The organism is Pantoea sp. Cr_R13, assembly GCF_029222565.1.
GTDB lineage: Bacteria > Pseudomonadota > Gammaproteobacteria > Enterobacterales > Enterobacteriaceae > Pantoea > Pantoea eucalypti.
Genome location: NZ_JARHXL010000015.1, coordinates 19,536 through 39,567, shown reverse-complemented (window position 1 = coordinate 39,567; position 20,032 = coordinate 19,536). Strand labels below are relative to the sequence as shown.

Annotated in this window: 29 protein-coding genes; 27 read left to right on the top strand and 2 right to left on the bottom strand. The window is 52.1% G+C overall.

Annotation, left to right across the window (positions count from 1 at the left end):
• Positions 1 to 8 precede the first annotated feature (8 nt).
• From kefG to slyD, 4 genes are all read left to right on the top strand, one after another.
• Positions 9 to 560 carry a glutathione-regulated potassium-efflux system ancillary protein KefG gene (gene kefG / locus P2R09_RS15080; protein ID WP_003852930.1) on the top strand — a complete coding sequence of 184 codons (552 nt, stop codon included), beginning with the start codon at positions 9 to 11 and terminating at the stop codon, positions 558 to 560.
• On the top strand, positions 561 to 2,369 hold the full coding sequence (gene kefB, locus P2R09_RS15075; RefSeq protein WP_275770928.1) for a glutathione-regulated potassium-efflux system protein KefB: 1,809 nt from the start codon (positions 561 to 563) through the stop codon (positions 2,367 to 2,369).
• A gap of 23 nt (positions 2,370 to 2,392) precedes the next feature.
• Positions 2,393 to 2,587 carry a YheV family putative zinc ribbon protein gene (locus tag P2R09_RS15070; protein ID WP_275770926.1) on the top strand — a complete coding sequence of 65 codons (195 nt, stop codon included), beginning with the start codon at positions 2,393 to 2,395 and terminating at the stop codon, positions 2,585 to 2,587.
• A gap of 197 nt (positions 2,588 to 2,784) precedes the next feature.
• Positions 2,785 to 3,351 carry a peptidylprolyl isomerase gene (gene slyD / locus P2R09_RS15065; RefSeq protein ID WP_003852924.1) on the top strand — a complete coding sequence of 189 codons (567 nt, stop codon included), beginning with the start codon at positions 2,785 to 2,787 and terminating at the stop codon, positions 3,349 to 3,351.
• Positions 3,352 to 3,446: 95 nt separating this feature from the next.
• Here the strand turns inward: slyD and P2R09_RS15060 are convergent, their stop codons facing one another.
• Positions 3,447 to 3,665 (bottom strand): SlyX family protein, encoded by a 219-nt coding sequence (locus P2R09_RS15060; RefSeq protein WP_003852923.1) that lies wholly within the window; start codon positions 3,663 to 3,665, stop codon positions 3,447 to 3,449.
• Between the two features lie 269 nt (positions 3,666 to 3,934).
• Between P2R09_RS15060 and fkpA the strand changes: the two genes are divergently transcribed.
• The 11 genes from fkpA to bfr all read left to right on the top strand — a co-directional run bounded on the left by fkpA (position 3,935) and on the right by bfr (position 12,172).
• Positions 3,935 to 4,780 carry an FKBP-type peptidyl-prolyl cis-trans isomerase gene (gene fkpA, locus P2R09_RS15055; RefSeq protein ID WP_003852921.1) on the top strand — a complete coding sequence of 282 codons (846 nt, stop codon included), beginning with the start codon at positions 3,935 to 3,937 and terminating at the stop codon, positions 4,778 to 4,780.
• 166 nt (positions 4,781 to 4,946) lie between these two features.
• Complete coding sequence (locus P2R09_RS15050) at positions 4,947 to 5,669, top strand: transcriptional regulator (RefSeq protein ID WP_003852919.1); 723 nt, start codon at positions 4,947 to 4,949, stop codon at positions 5,667 to 5,669.
• Positions 5,669 to 6,055 (top strand): sulfurtransferase complex subunit TusD, encoded by a 387-nt coding sequence (tusD, locus tag P2R09_RS15045; RefSeq protein WP_275770922.1) that lies wholly within the window; start codon positions 5,669 to 5,671, stop codon positions 6,053 to 6,055. The genes P2R09_RS15050 and tusD overlap by 1 nt, the downstream gene beginning before the upstream one ends.
• A complete protein-coding gene (gene tusC, locus P2R09_RS15040) occupies positions 6,055 to 6,414 on the top strand; it encodes a sulfurtransferase complex subunit TusC (RefSeq protein WP_275770920.1) in 360 nt (119 codons plus the stop codon). The genes tusD and tusC overlap by 1 nt, the downstream gene beginning before the upstream one ends.
• Positions 6,415 to 6,423: 9 nt before the next feature.
• Positions 6,424 to 6,711 carry a sulfurtransferase complex subunit TusB gene (gene tusB / locus P2R09_RS15035; RefSeq protein WP_003852914.1) on the top strand — a complete coding sequence of 96 codons (288 nt, stop codon included), beginning with the start codon at positions 6,424 to 6,426 and terminating at the stop codon, positions 6,709 to 6,711.
• A 124-nt stretch (positions 6,712 to 6,835) separates the two neighbouring features.
• Positions 6,836 to 7,210 carry a 30S ribosomal protein S12 gene (gene rpsL / locus P2R09_RS15030; RefSeq protein WP_003852912.1) on the top strand — a complete coding sequence of 125 codons (375 nt, stop codon included), beginning with the start codon at positions 6,836 to 6,838 and terminating at the stop codon, positions 7,208 to 7,210.
• Positions 7,211 to 7,306: 96 nt separating this feature from the next.
• Positions 7,307 to 7,777: a 30S ribosomal protein S7 gene (rpsG, locus tag P2R09_RS15025; protein WP_003852909.1), complete on the top strand. Its 471-nt coding sequence runs from the start codon at positions 7,307 to 7,309 to the stop codon at positions 7,775 to 7,777.
• 87 nt (positions 7,778 to 7,864) lie between these two features.
• Entirely contained in the window at positions 7,865 to 9,979 is a 2,115-nt protein-coding gene (gene fusA, locus P2R09_RS15020) for an elongation factor G (RefSeq protein ID WP_003852908.1), read from the top strand.
• Between the two features lie 68 nt (positions 9,980 to 10,047).
• Positions 10,048 to 11,232: an elongation factor Tu gene (gene tuf / locus P2R09_RS15015; protein WP_105099977.1), complete on the top strand. Its 1,185-nt coding sequence runs from the start codon at positions 10,048 to 10,050 to the stop codon at positions 11,230 to 11,232.
• Between the two features lie 172 nt (positions 11,233 to 11,404).
• Entirely contained in the window at positions 11,405 to 11,599 is a 195-nt protein-coding gene (gene bfd / locus P2R09_RS15010) for a bacterioferritin-associated ferredoxin (RefSeq protein WP_008927140.1), read from the top strand.
• A 99-nt stretch (positions 11,600 to 11,698) separates the two neighbouring features.
• Positions 11,699 to 12,172 carry a bacterioferritin gene (bfr, locus tag P2R09_RS15005; RefSeq protein ID WP_275770904.1) on the top strand — a complete coding sequence of 158 codons (474 nt, stop codon included), beginning with the start codon at positions 11,699 to 11,701 and terminating at the stop codon, positions 12,170 to 12,172.
• Here the strand turns inward: bfr and P2R09_RS15000 are convergent.
• Positions 12,159 to 12,932, bottom strand: coding sequence for an A24 family peptidase (locus P2R09_RS15000; protein ID WP_275770902.1), 774 nt, complete (start codon positions 12,930 to 12,932; stop codon positions 12,159 to 12,161). The two genes, bfr and P2R09_RS15000, sit on opposite strands and share 14 nt — an antisense overlap.
• A gap of 393 nt (positions 12,933 to 13,325) precedes the next feature.
• Between P2R09_RS15000 and rpsJ the strand changes: the two genes are divergently transcribed.
• The 12 genes from rpsJ (at position 13,326) to P2R09_RS14940 (ending at position 20,019) form a co-directional block, all read left to right on the top strand.
• Positions 13,326 to 13,637: a 30S ribosomal protein S10 gene (gene rpsJ, locus P2R09_RS14995; RefSeq protein ID WP_001181005.1), complete on the top strand. Its 312-nt coding sequence runs from the start codon at positions 13,326 to 13,328 to the stop codon at positions 13,635 to 13,637.
• Positions 13,638 to 13,669: 32 nt separating this feature from the next.
• Positions 13,670 to 14,299 carry a 50S ribosomal protein L3 gene (gene rplC / locus P2R09_RS14990; RefSeq protein WP_003850712.1) on the top strand — a complete coding sequence of 210 codons (630 nt, stop codon included), beginning with the start codon at positions 13,670 to 13,672 and terminating at the stop codon, positions 14,297 to 14,299.
• A 10-nt stretch (positions 14,300 to 14,309) separates the two neighbouring features.
• The gene (gene rplD / locus P2R09_RS14985) at positions 14,310 to 14,915 is read left to right on the top strand and encodes a 50S ribosomal protein L4 (RefSeq protein WP_003850711.1); all 606 of its coding nucleotides are present in this window, start codon (positions 14,310 to 14,312) and stop codon (positions 14,913 to 14,915) included.
• A complete protein-coding gene (rplW, locus tag P2R09_RS14980; protein WP_003850708.1) occupies positions 14,912 to 15,214 on the top strand; it encodes a 50S ribosomal protein L23 in 303 nt (100 codons plus the stop codon). The genes rplD and rplW overlap by 4 nt, the downstream gene beginning before the upstream one ends.
• Positions 15,215 to 15,231: 17 nt before the next feature.
• Positions 15,232 to 16,053 (top strand): 50S ribosomal protein L2, encoded by an 822-nt coding sequence (rplB, locus tag P2R09_RS14975; RefSeq protein WP_008927137.1) that lies wholly within the window; start codon positions 15,232 to 15,234, stop codon positions 16,051 to 16,053.
• Positions 16,054 to 16,069: 16 nt separating this feature from the next.
• The gene (gene rpsS / locus P2R09_RS14970) at positions 16,070 to 16,348 is read left to right on the top strand and encodes a 30S ribosomal protein S19 (RefSeq protein ID WP_001138115.1); all 279 of its coding nucleotides are present in this window, start codon (positions 16,070 to 16,072) and stop codon (positions 16,346 to 16,348) included.
• A gap of 13 nt (positions 16,349 to 16,361) precedes the next feature.
• Entirely contained in the window at positions 16,362 to 16,694 is a 333-nt protein-coding gene (gene rplV, locus P2R09_RS14965; protein WP_008927136.1) for a 50S ribosomal protein L22, read from the top strand.
• 17 nt (positions 16,695 to 16,711) lie between these two features.
• Positions 16,712 to 17,410 carry a 30S ribosomal protein S3 gene (gene rpsC / locus P2R09_RS14960; RefSeq protein ID WP_008927135.1) on the top strand — a complete coding sequence of 233 codons (699 nt, stop codon included), beginning with the start codon at positions 16,712 to 16,714 and terminating at the stop codon, positions 17,408 to 17,410.
• 12 nt (positions 17,411 to 17,422) lie between these two features.
• Positions 17,423 to 17,833, top strand: coding sequence for a 50S ribosomal protein L16 (gene rplP, locus P2R09_RS14955; RefSeq protein ID WP_008927134.1), 411 nt, complete (start codon positions 17,423 to 17,425; stop codon positions 17,831 to 17,833).
• Positions 17,833 to 18,024: a 50S ribosomal protein L29 gene (gene rpmC / locus P2R09_RS14950; protein ID WP_003850146.1), complete on the top strand. Its 192-nt coding sequence runs from the start codon at positions 17,833 to 17,835 to the stop codon at positions 18,022 to 18,024. The genes rplP and rpmC overlap by 1 nt, the downstream gene beginning before the upstream one ends.
• The gene (gene rpsQ / locus P2R09_RS14945; protein ID WP_003850147.1) at positions 18,024 to 18,278 is read left to right on the top strand and encodes a 30S ribosomal protein S17; all 255 of its coding nucleotides are present in this window, start codon (positions 18,024 to 18,026) and stop codon (positions 18,276 to 18,278) included. The genes rpmC and rpsQ overlap by 1 nt, the downstream gene beginning before the upstream one ends.
• 388 nt (positions 18,279 to 18,666) lie before the next feature.
• A complete protein-coding gene (locus tag P2R09_RS14940) occupies positions 18,667 to 20,019 on the top strand; it encodes an 8-oxoguanine deaminase (RefSeq protein WP_275770896.1) in 1,353 nt (450 codons plus the stop codon).
• Positions 20,020 to 20,032: the final 13 nt, after the last annotated feature.

Here is a 20,032-nt window from a genome sequence, read left to right as displayed (position 1 = left end):
GGGAAAGGATGTCGCAGCCACCCAGGGTTTTGCTGCTTTATGCTCATCCGGAATCACAGGATTCGATCGCGAATCGGATTTTGTTACAGCCGGCTCAGGCACTGGAACACGTCACCGTGCACGATCTGTACGCGGCCTATCCGGATTTTTTTATCGATATTCATCATGAACAACAATTACTGCGCGAACATGACGTCATCATTTTTCAGCATCCGCTCTATACCTACAGCTGTCCGGCATTGCTGAAAGAGTGGCTGGATCGGGTTCTATCGCGCGGTTTCGCCAATGGCGTGGATGGCAATGCACTTGAAGGTAAGTACTGGCGCAGCGTGGTGACGACCGGCGAACCGGAAAGTGCCTTTAAGCAGCAGGGTCTGAACCGCTATTCGCTCAATGACATCATGCGGCCTTTTGAGCTGACCGCCCGGATGTGCCGTATGCACTGGATGCCGCCGATGATTGTTTACATGGCACGTCGTCAGAGTCCTGAATTATTGAAAAATTATGCCCGCGCTTATGGTGACTGGCTCGCGGCACCGCTGCTGAATGGAGGGGTATAGATGGAAGGGCAAACGCTGCTGACCGCGGGGGTGATTTATCTGGTCGCGGCGGTCTTGATTGTACCGGTGGCGGCTCGCCTCGGTATTGGTGCAGTTCTGGGTTATCTGGTGGCAGGTATCGCCATCGGCCCGTGGGGATTAGGCTTTATCAGCGACGTCGACGAGATTCTTCACTTCTCTGAGCTCGGCGTGGTTTTCCTGATGTTTATTATCGGGCTGGAGCTGAACCCGGCAAAGCTGTGGGCGCTGCGCCGCTCCATTTTTGGGGTCGGCGCGGCGCAGGTCATCTTCTCCGCAGCCATTCTCGGCGGCTTATTGTGGCTGACCCATTTTAGCTGGCAGGCGGCGATCATCGGCGGGATTGGCCTGGCGATGTCCTCGACCGCCATGGCGCTGCAGCTGATGATGGATAAAGGCATGAACCGCAGCGAAGCGGGCCAGCTGGGCTTTTCGGTGCTGCTGTTCCAGGATATCGCGGTTATTCCTGCCCTGGCGCTGATCCCGCTGCTGGCCGGAACCGACAGCGGCCATATCGACTGGATGAAGGTTGGCATGAAAGTGCTGGCGTTTGCCGGCATGCTGGTAGGCGGACGCTATCTGCTGCGACCAATCTTCCGTTACATCGCCGCATCGGGCGTGCGCGAGGTCTTTACCGCGGCGTCGCTGCTGCTGGTGCTGGGTTCCGCGCTGTTTATGGATGCGCTGGGCCTGTCGATGGCGCTGGGTACGTTTATTGCCGGGATCCTGCTGGCGGAGAGCGAATACCGGCATGAGCTGGAAGTGGCTATCGACCCGTTCAAAGGTTTACTGCTGGGCCTGTTCTTTATTTCGGTAGGCATGGCGCTTAATCTCGGTGTGCTCTATACCCATATTGTGACCATCCTGCTGGGTGTGGTGACGCTGGTGGCGGTGAAAACAGGGGTGCTCTATATGCTGGCGCGCATTTATGGCCTGCGCAGTTCAGAGCGACAGCAGTTCGCGGGTGTGCTGAGTCAGGGTGGTGAGTTCGCCTTTGTGCTCTTTTCAGCGGCATCCTCGGCAAAGCTCTTCTCAGGTGAGCAACTGCCGATGCTGCTGGTGACGGTGACGCTGTCGATGATGACCACGCCGCTGCTGATGAAGGGAGTCGATCGTCTGCTGGCCCGCCGCTTCAACGAGACGGATGAAGATGCAGAAAAACACTTTGTTGAAGATGATCAGCCACAGGTGATTGTGGTGGGCTTTGGTCGCTTCGGTCAGGTGGTGGGACGCTTGTTGATGGCGAACAATAAACGCATCACCGTGCTGGAGCGCGACATCAGTGTGGTCAGTCTGATGCGGAAATATGGCTATAAGGTCTATTACGGCGATGCGACCGAACTGGAGTTACTTCGGGCAGCCGGTGCAGCCAACGCGCAGTCAATTGTCATCACCTGCAATGAACCGGAAGATGTGATGACGATCGTGCATCTGTGCCAGCAGCATTTTCCGCAACTGCAGATTCAGGCGCGCGCCCGTGGCCGCGTCGAGGCCCATGAGCTGTTACAGGCAGGCGTCACGCAGTTCTCCCGCGAGACCTTCTCCAGTGCGCTGGAGCTGGGACGTAAAACATTGATGACGCTGGGGATGCATCCGCATCAGGCGCACCGCGCCCAGCAACATTTCCGCCGGCTTGATATGCGGATGTTGCGTGAGCTGATGCCTAATCTCTCTGAAAGTGCGGCGCAGGCTTCACGAGTCCGTGAGGCGCGGCGTGAACTGGAAGATATCTTCCAGCGCGAAATGCAGCACGAGAAGCGGCAGTTCGACGGCTGGGACGATGACCAATAATCTCTTAAAACAGGCAGAAGCTAATGCGTAAACGTTTTATTGCCGGTGCGACATGCCCGCATTGCCAGGGTAAGGACACGCTGGCGATGTGGCGTGAAAATAATGTTGATGTGGTGGAGTGCGTGAAGTGTGGTCATCAGATGCGCGAGGCGGATAAGCAGGCGCGCGATCAGGTTCGCTCAAATGAACAGGTTATTGGCATTTTCCATCCTGAGTAGCGGAATCGGGCAGCTTTTTTTACGCTTGAACTTACAGCGGGATTGAATTCCGTTACAATTACCGCCATTAAGGCTTAAGTCGCAAGAGAATGTGAAATCCCTCTTGTACTCAGCCCCGAACCTTTCTGGTTGGTGTTATTGCACGCAAGAATAGACCAATGAGACGGGATCTCAGCTCTCAACGGTTAGGAGATATCATGAAAGTAGCAAAAGACCTGGTGGTAAGCCTGGCCTATCAGGTACGTACAGAAGACGGCGTGTTAGTTGACGAGTCACCGGTGAGTGCACCGTTAGACTACCTGCACGGTCATGGTTCCCTGATTTCTGGTCTGGAAAATGCGCTGGAAAACCACATTGCCGGCGACAAGTTTGACGTGCATATCCCGGCAAACGATGCTTACGGTCAGTATGACGACAACCTGGTGCAGCGCGTTCCTAAAGACGTGTTCATGGGTGTTGATGAACTGCAGGTTGGCATGCGTTTCCTGGCAGAGACCGATCAGGGTCCGGTGCCAGTAGAAATCACTGAAGTTGAAGATGAACACGTTGTGGTTGATGGTAACCACATGCTGGCGGGTCAGAACCTGAACTTCAACGTTGAAGTGGTTGCTATCCGTGAAGCCACACCAGAAGAACTGGCTCATGGCCATGTTCACGGCGCAGATGGCCATCATCATGACCACGATCACGGCCATGATCACGACCACGACCATGATCACGGTAAAGGCGGTTGCGGAACTGGCGGTTGCGGTTGCAGCCACTAAGTCTCAACCGTTCTTTAAAGGCCACCTCCGGGTGGCCTTTCTTTTGGTCGTTACTCTGGTTCAGCCCGGCTGAACCGGGGCCAGATGGCCCGCGATCAGTAGTGCGGGGGTGGCGTCTCTTCAGACTGTGAGGCGACCATCGAGGGCGCATTCGCTTTGAGCTTGTCAGTTAAAATGCGCATCTGTTCACGCATTTTATTCATCTCAAGCTCATGCTGAACCACTGCGCTGTTTAGCTGATCGATCGTCATCTCCTGAAAGGCCAGTTTACTCTCTAACGTCTCCAGACGCTGTTCCCACTCAGATTGTTGCATGACCTGTTCCTCTGTTAAGGTGCGACTCGGGGCGTGATTCTACGACCTGAATGCCAGGAATCACCTGTTTTTTTCACTACCTCCGGCGCTGCGCTTGAAAAAAGGCTACGCGGCATCATCTCTGATGAAACTTCCCGATGTTATAAAGGTCGGAGGTAGACCGGGTAATTACATTGTGGGAGTGTTCGCCACTGCCACGTAAAGTTATAGTGTGGACCCTGAAGTCCGCAATGTTTCCCGAGGTTAGACGCTTCGGTTTTGGAGAATGGATGAAATCACTGTTTAAAGTCACATTGTTAGCTACCACCATGGCTGTTGCACTGAATGCTCCGCTGGCAATGGCGGCAGACACCGCTGCGGCCCCACAGGCTGCACCCGCTGCTGCGCCACAGTCCGCGCCACAGGCACCTAAGAATGCTGCTTTCAAAGATGAAGACCAGCAGTCTGCCTACGCACTGGGTGCTTCACTGGGTCGCTACATGGACAACTCCCTGAAGGAGCAGGAAAAACTGGGCATCAAACTGGATAAGCAGCAGCTGATTGCTGGTGTTCAGGATGCATTTGGTGGTAAGAGCAAACTGTCTGATGAAGAGATTGAGCAGACGCTGCAATCCTTTGAAGGCCGCGTGAAAGGCGCAGCCTCAGCGAAAATGGAAAAAGATGCGAAAGAGAACTCTGAAAAGGGTGAAGCGTTCGCGACCAAATTTGCTAAAGAGAGCGGCGTGAAGAAAACCGAAAGCGGCCTGCTGTATAAAGTTGAGAAAGAAGGGACCGGCGACGCACCTAAAGACAGCGATACCGTAGTGGTGAACTACAAAGGTACGCTGATTGATGGTACTGAATTCGACAACTCTTATACCCGTGGTGAGCCACTCTCGTTCCGTCTGGATGGTGTTATCCCAGGCTGGACCGAAGGTCTGAAGCATGTGAAGAAAGGCGGCAAGATCAAGCTGGTGATCCCACCAAATCTGGCTTACGGCAAAAATGGCGTTCCGGGCATCCCGGCTAACTCCACCCTGGTATTTGATGTTGAACTGCTTGATATCAAACCAGCGCCTAAAGCAGATGAAAAAGCACAGGCGCCTGCGCCTGCTGCGGCAGAAAAAGCGCAGTAATCTGCTGACCGCCGCCTCCGGGCGGCGGTTTCATTTTAGCTTCACGACAAACCTCTGGCATAAGCCGACGACATTTGCCAGACTAATGCCTGCCTAATTATCCCAATATTGAGTCTGCCCATAAGCCGCTGTGACAGGCTCCAGCCATTCAGGGTGATACTCTTCAATGTCTAATCCATTCAATCCGGGTGAACTGAGCGACTTCGATCTTCTGGAGCAGCGCCCGTTCGAACAATCCGATTACGATATTCTGAAATCGTACGAGGCTGTCGTGGATGGCCTGGCGATGCTGATCGGCTCGCATTGTGAAATCGTCCTGCATTCGCTTGAAGATCTTAAGTGTTCGGCCGTACGTATCGCCAATGGAGAACACACCGGTCGTAAAGTCGGTTCGCCTATCACTGATTTAGCCCTGCGTATGCTGCACGACATGCATGGCGCGGACAGCAATGTCTCCCGTGCCTATTTCACGCGCGCCAAAAGCGGCGTGCTGATGAAGTCTGTCACCATTGCGATTCGCAACCGTCAGCAACGGGTCATTGGCCTGCTCTGCATCAACATGAACCTTGATGTGCCGTTTTCACAAATCATGTCGACCTTTATGCCACCCGAGATGCAGCAGGTTGACTCCAACGTCAACTTCGCCAGTTCGGTTGATGATCTGGTGATGCAGACGCTGGAGTTCACCATTGAAGAGGTGAGTGCTGACCGCAATGTATCGAACAACGCCAAGAATCGTCAGATTGTGCTGAACCTGTATGAGAAGGGGATCTTCGACATCAAAGATGCCATCAACCAGGTTGCGGATCGGCTGAACATTTCGAAACACACTGTCTATCTCTACATCCGTCAGTTTAAAAATGGCGACTTTGTGGGACAGGATCGGTAATGCGCTTCACCCTGATGGTGACCGGCCCGGCTTATGGGACGCAACAGGCGACCAGTGCATACCTGTTCGCCCGTGCACTGCTGACGGCGGGCCATCAACTCGACAGCGTGTTCTTCTATCGCGAAGGGGTGCTGAATGCTAACCAGCTCACCGCGCCTGCCAGTGATGAATTTGACCTTGTACGTGCATGGCAGGCCTTGCATCAGGAGCACGGTGTGGCATTGAACATCTGTGTTGCGGCCGCGTTGCGTCGTGGCGTCAGCGATTCGCAGGAAGCGGACCGGCTCCAGCTGGCGGGCAGTAATTTGCAGCCGGGTTTTACCCTGAGTGGGTTGGGTGCGCTGGCGGAAGCCGCGCTGAGCTGTGAACGCATGGTGCAGTTCTGATGAATCGTGTCGCATTTGTTTTTACCCGTGCGCCGCACGGCAGCAGTGCAGGGCGCGAAGGGCTGGATGCCGCGCTGGCCACGGGCGCGCTCAGTGACGATATCGGCCTGTTTTTTATTGGTGATGGCGTACTGCAGCTTAATCTTCATCAGCAACCAGAGAGGATTAAGAGCCGTCACTATGCCGCGACCTTTGGCGTGCTGCCGCTGTATGACATTGAACAGTGCTATCTCTGCCAGACCTCCCTGCTTGTGCGAGGATTAAAGGTTGACGCTGACCGGTTGCTGGATGTTACCCTGCTGGACGCGCCGGCACTGCGACAGATGCTGGCCAGCTACGATCGCATTCTTACTTTCTAAGAGACGTTAATGCTGCACACTTTAATGCACTCACCGGCCTACAGTGATCTTGATACCCTGCTTTTAATGGCGGGCGCCGGGGATGACCTGCTGCTGTTGCAGGATGGAGTGCTGGCCGCCTTAACCGGAAGCCGTGCATTAATGCGGCTCTCAGAGAGCGGCCTGACGCTGTGGGTGCTGGACGAAGATGTTCAGGCTCGCGGTCTCGCTGGACAAATTTCGAGCAGCGTACAGTCAATAGACTATAATGGCTTTGTCACGCTAACGATCAGGCATCAGCAACAAATCGTGTGGTAATCGGCTAAAACCTGGTTATTTCTTGACACCCCTTTGACTCAGCCCTAAAATTCTGCCTCCTCGTAATTCTACGAGGCGATTTATTACGTGTTTACGAAGCAAAAGCAAATCCAGGAGCTATTTAATGGCAACAGTTAACCAGCTGGTTCGCAAACCACGCGTCCGCAAAGTTGCAAAGAGCAACGTGCCGGCGCTGGAAGCTTGCCCGCAAAAACGTGGCGTTTGTACTCGTGTGTACACCACCACTCCTAAGAAACCAAACTCCGCACTGCGTAAAGTCTGCCGTGTGCGTTTGACCAACGGTTTTGAAGTTACCTCCTACATTGGTGGTGAAGGTCATAACCTGCAGGAACACTCCGTGATCCTGATCCGTGGCGGTCGTGTAAAAGACCTGCCAGGTGTGCGTTACCACACCGTTCGTGGCGCGCTTGACTGCTCAGGTGTTAAAGACCGTAAGCAGGCTCGCTCCAAGTACGGCGTGAAGAAGCCAAAGGCTTAATGGTTCTCCGTTAAGTAAGGCCAAACGTTTTAAATTAAATGTCATAATAAACTCATAGAGTTTTGGACAATCCTGAATTAACAACGGAGTATTTCCATGCCACGTCGTCGCGTCATTGGTCAGCGTAAAATTCTGCCAGATCCTAAGTTCGGATCAGAGCTGCTGGCCAAATTTGTAAATATCCTGATGGTAGATGGTAAAAAATCTACTGCAGAATCAATCGTTTATACCGCGCTTGAGACCCTGGCTCAGCGTTCAGGTAAAAACGCACTGGAATCTTTTGAAGTAGCCCTGGAAAACGTGCGTCCGACTGTCGAAGTTAAGTCACGTCGCGTTGGTGGTTCTACTTATCAGGTACCAGTTGAAGTCCGCCCGGTTCGTCGTAATGCTCTGGCAATGCGCTGGATCGTAGATGCTGCTCGTAAACGCGGTGATAAATCAATGGCTCTTCGCCTGGCGAACGAACTTTCTGATGCTGCAGAGAACAAAGGTACTGCAGTGAAGAAACGTGAAGACGTTCACCGCATGGCAGAAGCCAACAAGGCGTTCGCACACTACCGTTGGTAATTACCACGTAGTTAAACCAGCGGGCGCTCAATCAGCCAACCCGCTGGGGTCGACTTACCTTGAACGCCCGAGAATCAGAGGAATCAAATGGCTCGTAAAACACCCATTGCCCGCTACCGTAACATCGGTATCAGTGCGCACATCGACGCCGGTAAGACTACCACTACCGAACGCGTTCTGTTCTACACCGGTGTAAACCACAAAATCGGTGAAGTACATGACGGCGCAGCAACCATGGACTGGATGGAGCAGGAACAGGAACGTGGTATTACCATCACTTCCGCTGCGACCACCTGTTACTGGTCTGGTATGGCAAAGCAGTTCGAACCACACCACATCAACATCATCGACACCCCAGGACACGTTGACTTCACCATCGAAGTTGAACGTTCTATGCGTGTGCTTGATGGCGCGGTAATGGTTTACTGTGCAGTTGGTGGCGTTCAGCCACAGTCTGAGACCGTATGGCGTCAGGCTAACAAATATAAAGTTCCACGCATTGCGTTCGTTAACAAAATGGACCGCATGGGTGCTAACTTCCTGAAAGTTGTTAAACAGATGGAAGTTCGTCTGGGCGCAACTCCAGTTCCTCTGCAGCTGGCTATCGGCGCAGAAGAGAAATTCACCGGTGTTGTTGACCTGGTGAAAATGAAAGCAATCAACTGGAACGACGCAGATCAGGGTGTAACCTTCGACTACGAAGATATCCCAGCTGATATGCAGGAACTGGCTGAAGAATGGCATGCGAAGCTGGTTGAAGCCGCTGCTGAAGGCTCTGATGAGCTGATGGAGAAATTCTTCGGTGGTGAAGAACTGACTGAAGAAGAGATCAAAACATCTCTGCGTAAGCGTGTTCTGAACAACGAAATCATCCTGGTAACCTGTGGTTCTGCATTTAAGAACAAAGGTGTTCAGGCGATGCTGGATGCAGTTGTTGAATATCTGCCAGCACCGACTGACGTTACCGCGATTAACGGTATGCTGGACGACGGTAAAGACACGCCGGCTGTTCGTCACTCTGATGACAACGAGCCGTTTGCTGCACTGGCGTTCAAAATCGCTACCGACCCATTCGTGGGTAACCTGACGTTCTTCCGCGTTTACTCTGGTGTTGTTAACACGGGTGATACCGTATTCAACCCGGTTAAATCAAACCGTGAGCGTCTGGGCCGTATCGTTCAGATGCACGCTAACAAGCGTGAAGAGATTAAAGAAGTTCGTGCGGGTGATATCGCAGCTGCGATCGGCCTGAAAGATGTGACCACTGGTGACACCCTGTGTGACCCAGATAACGTCATCATCCTTGAGCGCATGGAGTTCCCGGAGCCGGTAATCTCTATCGCCGTTGAACCGAAAACCAAAGCTGACCAGGAAAAAATGGGTCTGGCTCTGGGCCGTCTGGCGAAAGAAGACCCATCATTCCGCGTATGGACTGATGAAGAATCTAACCAGACCATCATCGCTGGTATGGGTGAATTGCACCTCGACATCATCGTTGACCGTATGAAGCGTGAGTTCAACGTTGAAGCGAACGTGGGTAAACCACAGGTTGCTTATCGTGAAGCGATTCGTAACAAAGTTACCGATGTTGAAGGTAAACACGCCAAGCAGTCTGGTGGTCGTGGTCAGTACGGTCATGTTGTTATCGACATGTACCCACTGGAGCCAGGTTCTAACCCGAAAGGTTACGAATTCGTCAACGATATCAAAGGTGGTGTGATTCCTGGCGAATACATCCCTGCGGTTGACAAAGGTATTCAGGAACAGCTGAAATCAGGCCCTCTGGCCGGCTATCCGGTTGTGGATCTGGGCGTGCGTCTGCACTTCGGTTCTTACCATGATGTTGACTCCTCAGAACTGGCGTTCAAACTGGCCGCGTCTATTGCCTTCAAACAAGGCTTTAAACAAGCGACACCAGTCCTGCTTGAGCCTATCATGAAGGTTGAAGTTGAAACGCCAGAAGAGAACACGGGTGATGTCATCGGTGACCTTAGCCGTCGTCGTGGTATGCTTAAAGGGCAGGAATCTAACGCTACTGGCGTTCAGATTCACGCTGAAGTTCCGTTGTCTGAGATGTTCGGATACGCAACTCAGCTGCGTTCTCTGACCAAAGGTCGTGCTTCTTACTCCATGGAGTTCCTGAAGTATGACGATGCGCCGAACAACGTAGCGCAGGCCGTTATTGAAGCTCGTAGCAAATAAGCTACGGTTTAAATTTGAACTGATGCCTTCACCTAAAGGGTGAAGGCACAACGTAAGGAATTATCGCCATGGCGAAAGAGCAATTTCAGCGTAACAAACTGCACGTAAACGTGGGCACCATCGGTCACGTCGACCACGGTAAAACCACCCTGACTGCAGCTATCACCACCGTACTGTCTAAAACTTACGGCGGCCAGGCTCGTGCATTCGATCAGATCGATAACGCACCAGAAGAGAAAGCACGTGGTATCACCATCAACACTTCACACGTTGAGTATGAAACCCCAACCCGCCACTATGCGCACGTTGACTGCCCAGGCCACGCCGACTATGTGAAAAACATGATCACCGGTGCTGCGCAGATGGACGGCGCGATTCTGGTTGTTGCTGCGACTGATGGCCCAATGCCACAGACCCGTGAGCACATCCTGCTGGGTCGTCAGGTTGGCGTTCCTTACATCATCGTGTTCCTGAACAAGTGTGACATGGTTGATGATGAAGAGCTGCTGGAACTGGTAGAAATGGAAGTTCGTGACCTGCTGTCAGCATATGACTTCCCAGGCGACGACACTCCAATCGTTCGTGGTTCTGCTCTGAAAGCGCTGGAAGGCGAAGCTGAGTGGGAAGCGAAAATCATCGAACTGGCTGAGCATCTGGATAACTACATCCCAGAACCACAGCGTGCGATCGATATGCCGTTCCTGCTGCCAATCGAAGACGTATTCTCAATCTCTGGCCGTGGTACTGTTGTTACCGGTCGTGTTGAGCGCGGCATCGTTAAAGTCGGCGACGAAGTTGAAATCGTGGGTATCAAAGATACTGCGAAATCAACCTGTACCGGTGTTGAGATGTTCCGTAAGCTGCTGGACCAGGGTCAGGCAGGCGAAAACTGTGGTGTTCTGCTGCGCGGTATCAAGCGTGAAGACATCCAGCGTGGCCAGGTTCTGGCTAAGCCAGGCTCAATCAAGCCACACACCCAGTTCGAGTCAGAAGTTTACGTTCTGTCTAAAGACGAAGGTGGCCGCCATACTCCGTTCTTCAAAGGCTATCGTCCACAGTTCTACTTCCGTACAACTGACGTAACCGGCTCAGTAGAGCTGCCAGAAGGCGTTGAAATGGTCATGCCAGGCGACAACATCAAAATGGTTGTTACCCTGATCCACCCAATCGCAATGGACGAAGGTCTGCGCTTCGCAATCCGCGAAGGCGGCCGTACCGTTGGCGCGGGTGTTGTTGCTAAAGTTATCGCTTAATTGTGATATCTGCTGTGGTCGTGCAAACGGCCACTGCAACACAGATAAAAGAGCACTTCGGTGCTCTTTTTTTTTTGCTCTGAATAAGCCATAACCTTGCAAAGGGTGGGTTTGAAATAAAAACTATTCGCATTTACACTGTGTATAGAAAATGTACCAGAGTGATGAATCAATGTACGTCTGCCTTTGTAATGCCATCAGTGATAAAACCCTTCGTGAAGTCGTGCGTCGCTATCAGCCTGAGTCTATCCAGCAACTGCGTCAGTTTGTACCAGTAGGCAAACAATGCGGCAAATGCGTTCGTGCTGCGCGTGAAATCCTGGATGAAGAGATGCAAAATCCGCCGCTCTATAAAGAGATAGCCTGACGAACATCGGTGTGTGAATACCCACAATATCTGTCACGCTTTTTTGACTTCTTTTTAACCGCATCTACGCTCTAATAAATCAGACGCGGAGGGTTAACAATGAAGGGTGATATCAAAGTTATTAGTCATCTCAATAAACTGCTTGGAAATGAACTGGTTGCTATCAACCAGTACTTTCTTCATGCACGCATGTTTAAAAACTGGGGACTGATGCGCCTCAATGATGTGGAGTATCACGAATCAATCGATGAGATGAAGCATGCTGACAAATATATTGAGCGCATTCTTTTTCTGGAAGGCATTCCAAACCTGCAGGATCTGGGACGCCTGCGTATTGGCGAAGACGTTGAGGAGATGCTGAGTTCAGACCTGAATCTGGAGCTGGAAGGCGCTAAAGATCTTCGTGAAGCTATCTCCTATGCTGATAAAGTTCATGATTACGTCAGCCGTGACATGATGATTGAAATCCTGGCGGATGAAGAACACCACATTGATTGGATTGAGACGGAGCTTGAGCTCATCCAGAAGATGGGCATCCAGAACTATTTGCAGGCTCAAATCAAAGAAGAGTGAACCGCGCCTGAAGTACAAGCATCACCCAGCCCGCAATGGCCAGGAACGGACCAAAGGGTAGCGGGCTGTCCATCTGGACTACGCCCCGTCGTTGCAACATCACGATGGTCGCTAACGCCAGAACTGTAGAACCCAGTGCAATCCAGGGTAATGCCTGCCAGCCACAGCAGGCACCTAGCGCTGCGAAAATCTTGATATCGCCATAGCCTAATCCTTCAAACCCCCTTACCAGCCGATAGCCCCAGGCAAGCAGCCACAACGCACAGTATCCAGTCAGGGCGCCCCATATCGCCGCTGTTTCATTTCCGGTTAGTGAGGCGTGCAGTAATCCCAGCCAGAGCAGCAGATAGCTCAGCGGGTCGGGTATACAGTAGTGGCGACAATCAATAGCCGCCACCAGTAGCAACAGGCCAGAGGCCGCAATAATAAAAATCGCGTCTGCAGAATGGGTAAAGCTTTGTAGCACCAGCAGACAGAGCATTGCAGTCAGACATTCCATGACAAAGCTCGCTACGCTGAATGACTGATTGCAGAAACGACACCGTCCTTTTAAGACTGGCCAGCTGACCAGAGGCAGTTTATCGCGCCATAGCAGGCGCTGCTGACAATGGGTGCACCGTGACCCGGGGAAGCAGAGTGAAGCAAACCACTGGTCAGGAGGGAGGGCAGGAGAGAAGCGCGCACAGGCCAGAGACAGAAAGCTTCCTAATGCACCTCCGCCAGCCAGAACAGCAATTTGAGTAATAAAGGGCAGGGACATGGTTATGCTCCAGGCAAAAGATGACGAACACTCTCACCGGCTTGCTGTTCTGTGTCATCTGCGAATGCGGAACCCCGGAAATGTGCTCACAATTGAATCCATAATTTATCAGCCTTAAAGCAGTTCACTGCGACGCGCGCCTCACACGTCGGCCACTATTTAGCAGGGAAAAGCGCAACACGGGTTGCTTCCTGAACAGATTTACGTATAATGCGCGGGCCTGCAGATATTGCAGGCGCGATTCGAGCAGAATCGCAGACGGCTGAATTTTAGGCCGCCTGACAATACTCCCAATTGTGGAGTTATATGCTGAACGATTACACTCTCCCATCAATCGTAATGGGCTCGAGTAGTAATTTTTTTCGTCTATAAAAAGTTTGGAGCTCTGGTCTCATGCAGAACCAAAGAATCCGTATCCGTCTTAAAGCGTTTGATCATCGTCTGATCGATCAATCAACCGCGGAAATCGTTGAGACCGCCAAGCGCACTGGTGCGCAGGTTCGTGGTCCAATCCCGCTGCCAACCCGCAAAGAGCGTTTTACTGTTCTGATCTCTCCGCACGTTAACAAAGATGCGCGTGATCAGTACGAAATCCGCACTCACAAGCGTCTGGTAGACATCGTTGAGCCAACTGAAAAAACCGTTGATGCTCTGATGCGTCTGGATCTGGCTGCCGGTGTTGACGTGCAGATCAGCCTGGGTTAATCAGGTCATCGAGCGATTGAGAGGTTGAAACAATGATTGGTTTAGTCGGTAAAAAAGTGGGCATGACCCGCATCTTCACTGAAGATGGCGTTTCTATCCCCGTCACCGTAATCGAAGTTGAAGCGAACCGCGTTACTCAGGTCAAAGGCCTGGAAAACGATGGTTACCAGGCAATTCAGGTTACCACCGGTGCTAAAAAAGCAAACCGTGTGACCAAACCTGAAGCTGGTCATTTTGCTAAAGCTGGCGTTGAAGCTGGCCGTGGCCTGTGGGAATTCCGCACCGCTGAAGGTGAAGAATACTCTGTAGGTCAGAGCATCAGCGTTGAAATTTTCGCTGAAGTTAAAAAAGTTGACGTAACCGGTACCTCTAAAGGTAAAGGTTTCGCCGGTACCGTTAAGCGCTGGAACTTCCGTACCCAGGACGCTACTCACGGTAACTCCTTGTCTCACCGCGTTCCGGGTTCAATCGGTCAGAACCAGACTCCGGGCAAAGTGTTCAAAGGCAAGAAAATGGCAGGTCAGCTGGGTAATGAGCGCGTAACCGTTCAGAGTCTGGACGTGGTACGTGTTGACGCTGAGCGCAACCTGCTGCTGGTTAAAGGTGCAGTTCCCGGTGCTACCGGTAGCGACCTGATCGTTAAACCAGCTGTGAAGGCGTAAGGGGATAGCAATGGAATTAGTATTGAAAGACGCGCAGAGCGCGCTGACTGTTTCCGAAACTACCTTCGGTCGTGATTTCAACGAAGCGCTGGTTCACCAGGTTGTTGTTGCTTACGCATCTGGCGCCCGCCAGGGTACTCGTGCGCAGAAAACTCGCGCCGAAGTAACTGGTTCAGGCAAAAAGCCATGGCGTCAAAAAGGCACCGGCCGTGCGCGTGCAGGTTCTGTAAAGAGCCCAATCTGGCGTTCAGGTGGTGTGACCTTTGCTGCGAAGCCACAGGACCACAGTCAAAAAGTTAACAAAAAGATGTACCGCGGCGCGCTGAAAAGCATCCTGTCCGAACTGGTACGTCAAGATCGTCTGATCGTTGTCGAATCATTTGCTGTAGAAGCACCGAAAACCAAGCTGCTGGTACAGAAACTGAAAGACATGGCTCTGGAAGACGTGCTGATCATCACCGGTGAACTGGATGAGAATCTGTTCCTGGCTGCGCGTAACCTGTACAAGGTTGACGTGCGTGATGCATCCGGTATCGACCCAGTTAGCCTGATCGCCTTCGACAAAGTCGTTATGACTGCTGATGCAGTTAAGCAAGTTGAGGAGATGCTGGCATGATCCGTGAAGAACGTCTGCTGAAAGTACTGCGCGCGCCGCACGTATCTGAAAAAGCATCTAGCGCGATGGAAAAAACCAATACCATCGTTCTCAAAGTTGCTAATGACGCGACCAAAGCAGAGATCGTTGCTGCTGTTGAGAAACTGTTCGAAGTAGAAGTTAAAGACGTAAACACCCTGGTAGTTAAGGGCAAAGTTAAGCGTCAAGGACAGCGTATCGGTCGTCGTAGCGACTGGAAAAAAGCTTACGTCACCCTGAAAGAAGGCCAGAATCTGGACTTCGCTGGCGGCGCTGAGTAAGTCGGAGGAGAAAGACAATGGCAGTTGTTAAATGTAAACCGACATCTCCGGGTCGTCGCCATGTAGTTAAAGTGGTAAACGCGGAGCTGCACAAGGGCAAACCATTCGCCCCGCTGGTAGAAAAAAACAGCAAATCCGGTGGCCGTAACAACAATGGTCGTATCACTACCCGTCATATCGGTGGTGGTCACAAGCAGGCTTACCGTATTGTTGACTTCAAACGCAACAAAGATGGTATCCCGGCAGTTGTTGAACGTCTTGAGTACGATCCGAACCGCTCTGCGAACATCGCACTGGTTCTGTACAAAGACGGCGAGCGCCGTTACATCCTGGCCCCTAAAGGCCTGAAAGCCGGCGACCAGATTCAATCTGGCGTTGATGCTGCGATCAAAGCAGGTAACACTCTGCCGATGCGTAACATCCCGGTGGGTTCAACCGTGCATAACGTAGAAATGAAACCAGGCAAAGGCGGTCAGATTGCTCGCTCAGCTGGTGCTTACGTGCAGATCGTTGCGCGTGAAGGTTCTTACGTTACCCTGCGTCTGCGTTCAGGTGAAATGCGTAAAGTCGAGTCTGACTGCCGCGCAACACTGGGCGAAGTCGGCAACGCTGAGCACATGCTTCGCGTTCTGGGTAAAGCCGGTGCAGCCCGTTGGCGTGGTGTTCGTCCGACCGTTCGTGGTACCGCGATGAACCCAGTTGATCACCCGCACGGTGGTGGTGAAGGTCGTAACTTTGGTAAGCACCCGGTAACTCCGTGGGGCGTTCAGACCAAAGGTAAGAAGACCCGTAGCAACAAGCGTACCGATAAGTTTATCGTACGTCGCCGTAGCAAATAATATTAGAGGATAAGCCATGCCACGTTCTCTCAAGAAAGGTCCTTTTATTGACCTGCACTTGCTGAAGAAGGTAGAGAAAGCGGTGGAAAGCGGTGACAAGAAGCCTTTGCGCACTTGGTCCCGTCGTTCAACGATCTTTCCTAACATGATCGGTTTGACCATCGCTGTCCATAATGGTCGTCAGCACGTTCCTGTCTTTGTTTCCGACGAAATGGTTGGTCACAAACTGGGTGAATTCGCGCCGACACGTACTTATCGCGGTCACGCGGCTGATAAAAAAGCCAAGAAGAAATAAGTAGGAGGAAGAGATGGAAACTTTAGCTCAACATCGCCACGCTCGTTCTTCTGCTCAGAAGGTTCGCCTTGTTGCTGACCTGATTCGCGGTAAGAAAGTGTCGCAGGCACTGGACATTTTGACCTACACCAATAAGAAAGCGGCTGTACTGGTCAAAAAAGTTCTGGAATCTGCCATTGCTAACGCCGAACACAACGATGGCGCTGATATCGACGATCTGAAAATCACGAAAATTTTCGTTGATGAAGGTCCGACCATGAAACGCATTATGCCGCGTGCCAAAGGTCGTGCAGATCGCATCCTGAAGCGCACCAGCCACATTACTGTGGTTGTGTCCGATCGCTGAGACTCTGGAGACTAGCAATGGGTCAGAAAGTACATCCTAATGGTATTCGCCTGGGTATTGTAAAACCATGGAACTCTACCTGGTTTGCGAACACCAATGAATTCGCTGACAACCTGGACAGCGATTTTAAAGTACGTCAGTTCCTGACTAAGGAACTGGCTAAAGCATCTGTCTCTCGTATCGTTATCGAGCGTCCTGCGAAGAGCATCCGTGTGACTATTCACACCGCTCGTCCGGGCATCGTCATCGGTAAGAAAGGCGAAGATGTAGAAAAACTGCGCACGGTCGTCGCGAAAATCGCTGGCGTTCCTGCACAGATCAATATCGCCGAAGTCCGCAAGCCGGAACTGGACGCGAAACTGGTAGCTGACAGCATCACTTCACAGCTGGAGCGTCGTGTGATGTTCCGTCGTGCTATGAAGCGTGCGGTTCAGAACGCCATGCGTCTTGGCGCGAAGGGTATTAAAGTCGAAGTTAGCGGCCGTCTGGGTGGCGCCGAGATCGCACGTACCGAATGGTATCGTGAAGGTCGCGTGCCATTGCACACACTGCGTGCTGACATTGACTACAACACCTCTGAAGCGCACACCACTTATGGTGTAATCGGCGTTAAGGTATGGATCTTCAAAGGTGAGATCCTGGGTGGTATGGCTGCTGTTGAACAACCGGAACCGGCTGCTCAACCTAAAAAGCAGCAGCGTAAAGGCCGTAAGTAAGGAGAGTCGCTGATGTTACAACCAAAGCGTACGAAATTCCGTAAGGTGCACAAAGGCCGTAACCGCGGTCTGGCTGCGGGTACGGATGTCAGCTTCGGTACTTTCGGTCTGAAAGCTGTTGGCCGTGGTCGTCTGACTGCTCGTCAGATCGAAGCAGCACGTCGTGCTATGACCCGTGCAGTTAAGCGTCAAGGTAAGATCTGGATCCGAGTATTCCCGGACAAACCGATCACCGAGAAGCCGCTGGAAGTGCGTATGGGTAAAGGTAAGGGTAACGTAGAGTATTGGGTTGCCCTGATCCAGCCTGGTAAAGTCCTGTATGAAATGGACGGCGTACCAGAAGAGCTGGCCCGTGAAGCATTCAAGCTGGCAGCAGCAAAACTGCCTATCAAAACCACCTTTGTAACTAAGACGGTGATGTAATGAAAGCAACAGAGCTGCGTGAAAAAAGCGTTGAAGAGCTGAACACTGAGCTGCTTAATCTGCTGCGTGAGCAATTTAACCTGCGCATGCAGGCAGCATCTGGCCAACTGCAGCAGACCCATCTGCTGAAACAGGTGCGCCGTGATGTTGCACGCGTTAAGACTTTACTGACTGAGAAGGCGGGTTCGTAATGACCGATAAAATCCGTACTCTGCAGGGTCGTGTAGTAAGTGACAAAATGCAGAAATCTGCAGTTGTTGCTATCGAACGTTTTGTGAAACACCCGATCTACGGCAAATTCATCAAACGTACGACTAAGCTGCACATCCATGACGAGAACAATGAATGTGGTATTGGTGACGTGGTAGAAATCCGCGAATGCCGTCCACTGTCCAAGACTAAATCCTGGACCCTGGTTCGCGTAATCGAGAAAGCGGTTCTGTAATAAGAATTGTTTTTTCTGAGAAACCCTCTGCTTCGGCAGGGGGTTTTTTTTTGCCTGGCATTTGACCTGTTCCATTCATGCCAGTGGTTGTACAAGTCTGAGAGCGCTCACAAATTTAATGGGGAGCCCGTTGGTGCTGCGGTTCATCAGTCAATGCGACCTGGAAATGCCACACGGGAGCGGGCGGATTATCACTGCCAGAGAAGTGATGAGTCTTGAAAATGGAGAGTCATGATTGATTGCGTCGGCTACCGTTAAACGTTTTAACCGTTCACTGCACTACCTGTCACTCCGGTAACTGTCACTGCACTGCCTGCTATTGTCTCAGCCAAAAACTTGCCGCTAATATCGGATAGCACATAACCACTGACAACCCACAGGCAAGTTTATGACACGAACGCTGTTACTGAAGAATGCCGACTATGTGGTCTGCATGGATGCTGGCCGTCAGGAAATACGACACGCCAGTATTTTGATAAAAGGAAATCAAATTGCTGCGGTTGGAGAGGCAGACTCATTATCTGATAACGCCGACGAGGTGATTGATCTCCAGGGACACATTGTTATTCCAGGCCTGATCAATACACATCACCATATGTACCAGAGCCTGACCCGCGCTATTCCTGCGGTGCAAAATGGTGAACTGTTCAACTGGCTGACTCACCTCTATCCACTGTGGCAGAATTTAACGCCCGGGATGATTCAGGTGTCAACGCAGGTCTCAATGGCCGAGTTGATCCTCTCCGGCTGCACCACCACCAGTGACCACCTCTATGTTTACCCTAATGGCTGTAAGCTTGACGACAGCATTGAAGCTGCATCCTTAATGGGTATGCGTTTCCATGCGAGCCGGGGCAGCATGAGTGTCGGTCAATCCCAGGGTGGCCTGCCGCCTGATTCGCTGGTTGAGAGTGAAGCAGCCATTCTGAAGGATACGCAGCGGGTGATTGAGTGCTATCACGATGACAGCTATGGCTCGATGCTACGCATTGTGGTTGCGCCATGTTCACCGTTCTCGGTCAGCCGTGAGCTGATGAAGCAATCCGCTGCACTGGCACGCAGCTTCAACGTCTCTCTGCATACGCATCTGGCGGAGAATGACAGTGATATCCAATATAGCCGCGAAAAGTTCAACATGACACCCGCGCAATATGTTGAAGACCTCGGCTGGGTAGGCCCGGATGTCTGGCATGCACACTGCGTCAAACTGGATCAGCCCGGTATTGAGTTATTTGCGCGTACAGGGACAGGTATCGCGCACTGTCCGTGCTCAAACATGCGTCTCGGCTCGGGCATTGCGCCGATAAGGCACATGTGCGATGCCGGAGTACATGTCGGTTTGGGGGTGGATGGTTCTGCCTCCAATGACAGCGCAGATATGATGGCAGAAGTACGTCAGGCCATGCTGCTGCAACGCGTGGGGTTCGGCCCGGATGCGATGACAGCGCGTCAGGCACTCGAACTGGCGACGCTGGGGGGAGCAAAAGTGCTGAATCGCAATGACGTGGGCGCTATTGCGCCAGGCATGATGGCTGATTTGGCTATTTTTGACCTCAATCGCATTGGTCTTGCCGGGGCAGGGCACGATCCCGTTGCTGCGCTGGTATTCTGTAATCCCGGCCAGGTCGCTTATAGCATCATTAACGGTAAAGTCAGGGTGCGTAACGGAGAACTGGCCGGAATTGACCTGCCAGCCGTACTGCGTCAGCATAACCAACTAGCCAGAAAGCTGGTTGATTGAGTCAGAAGGGCAC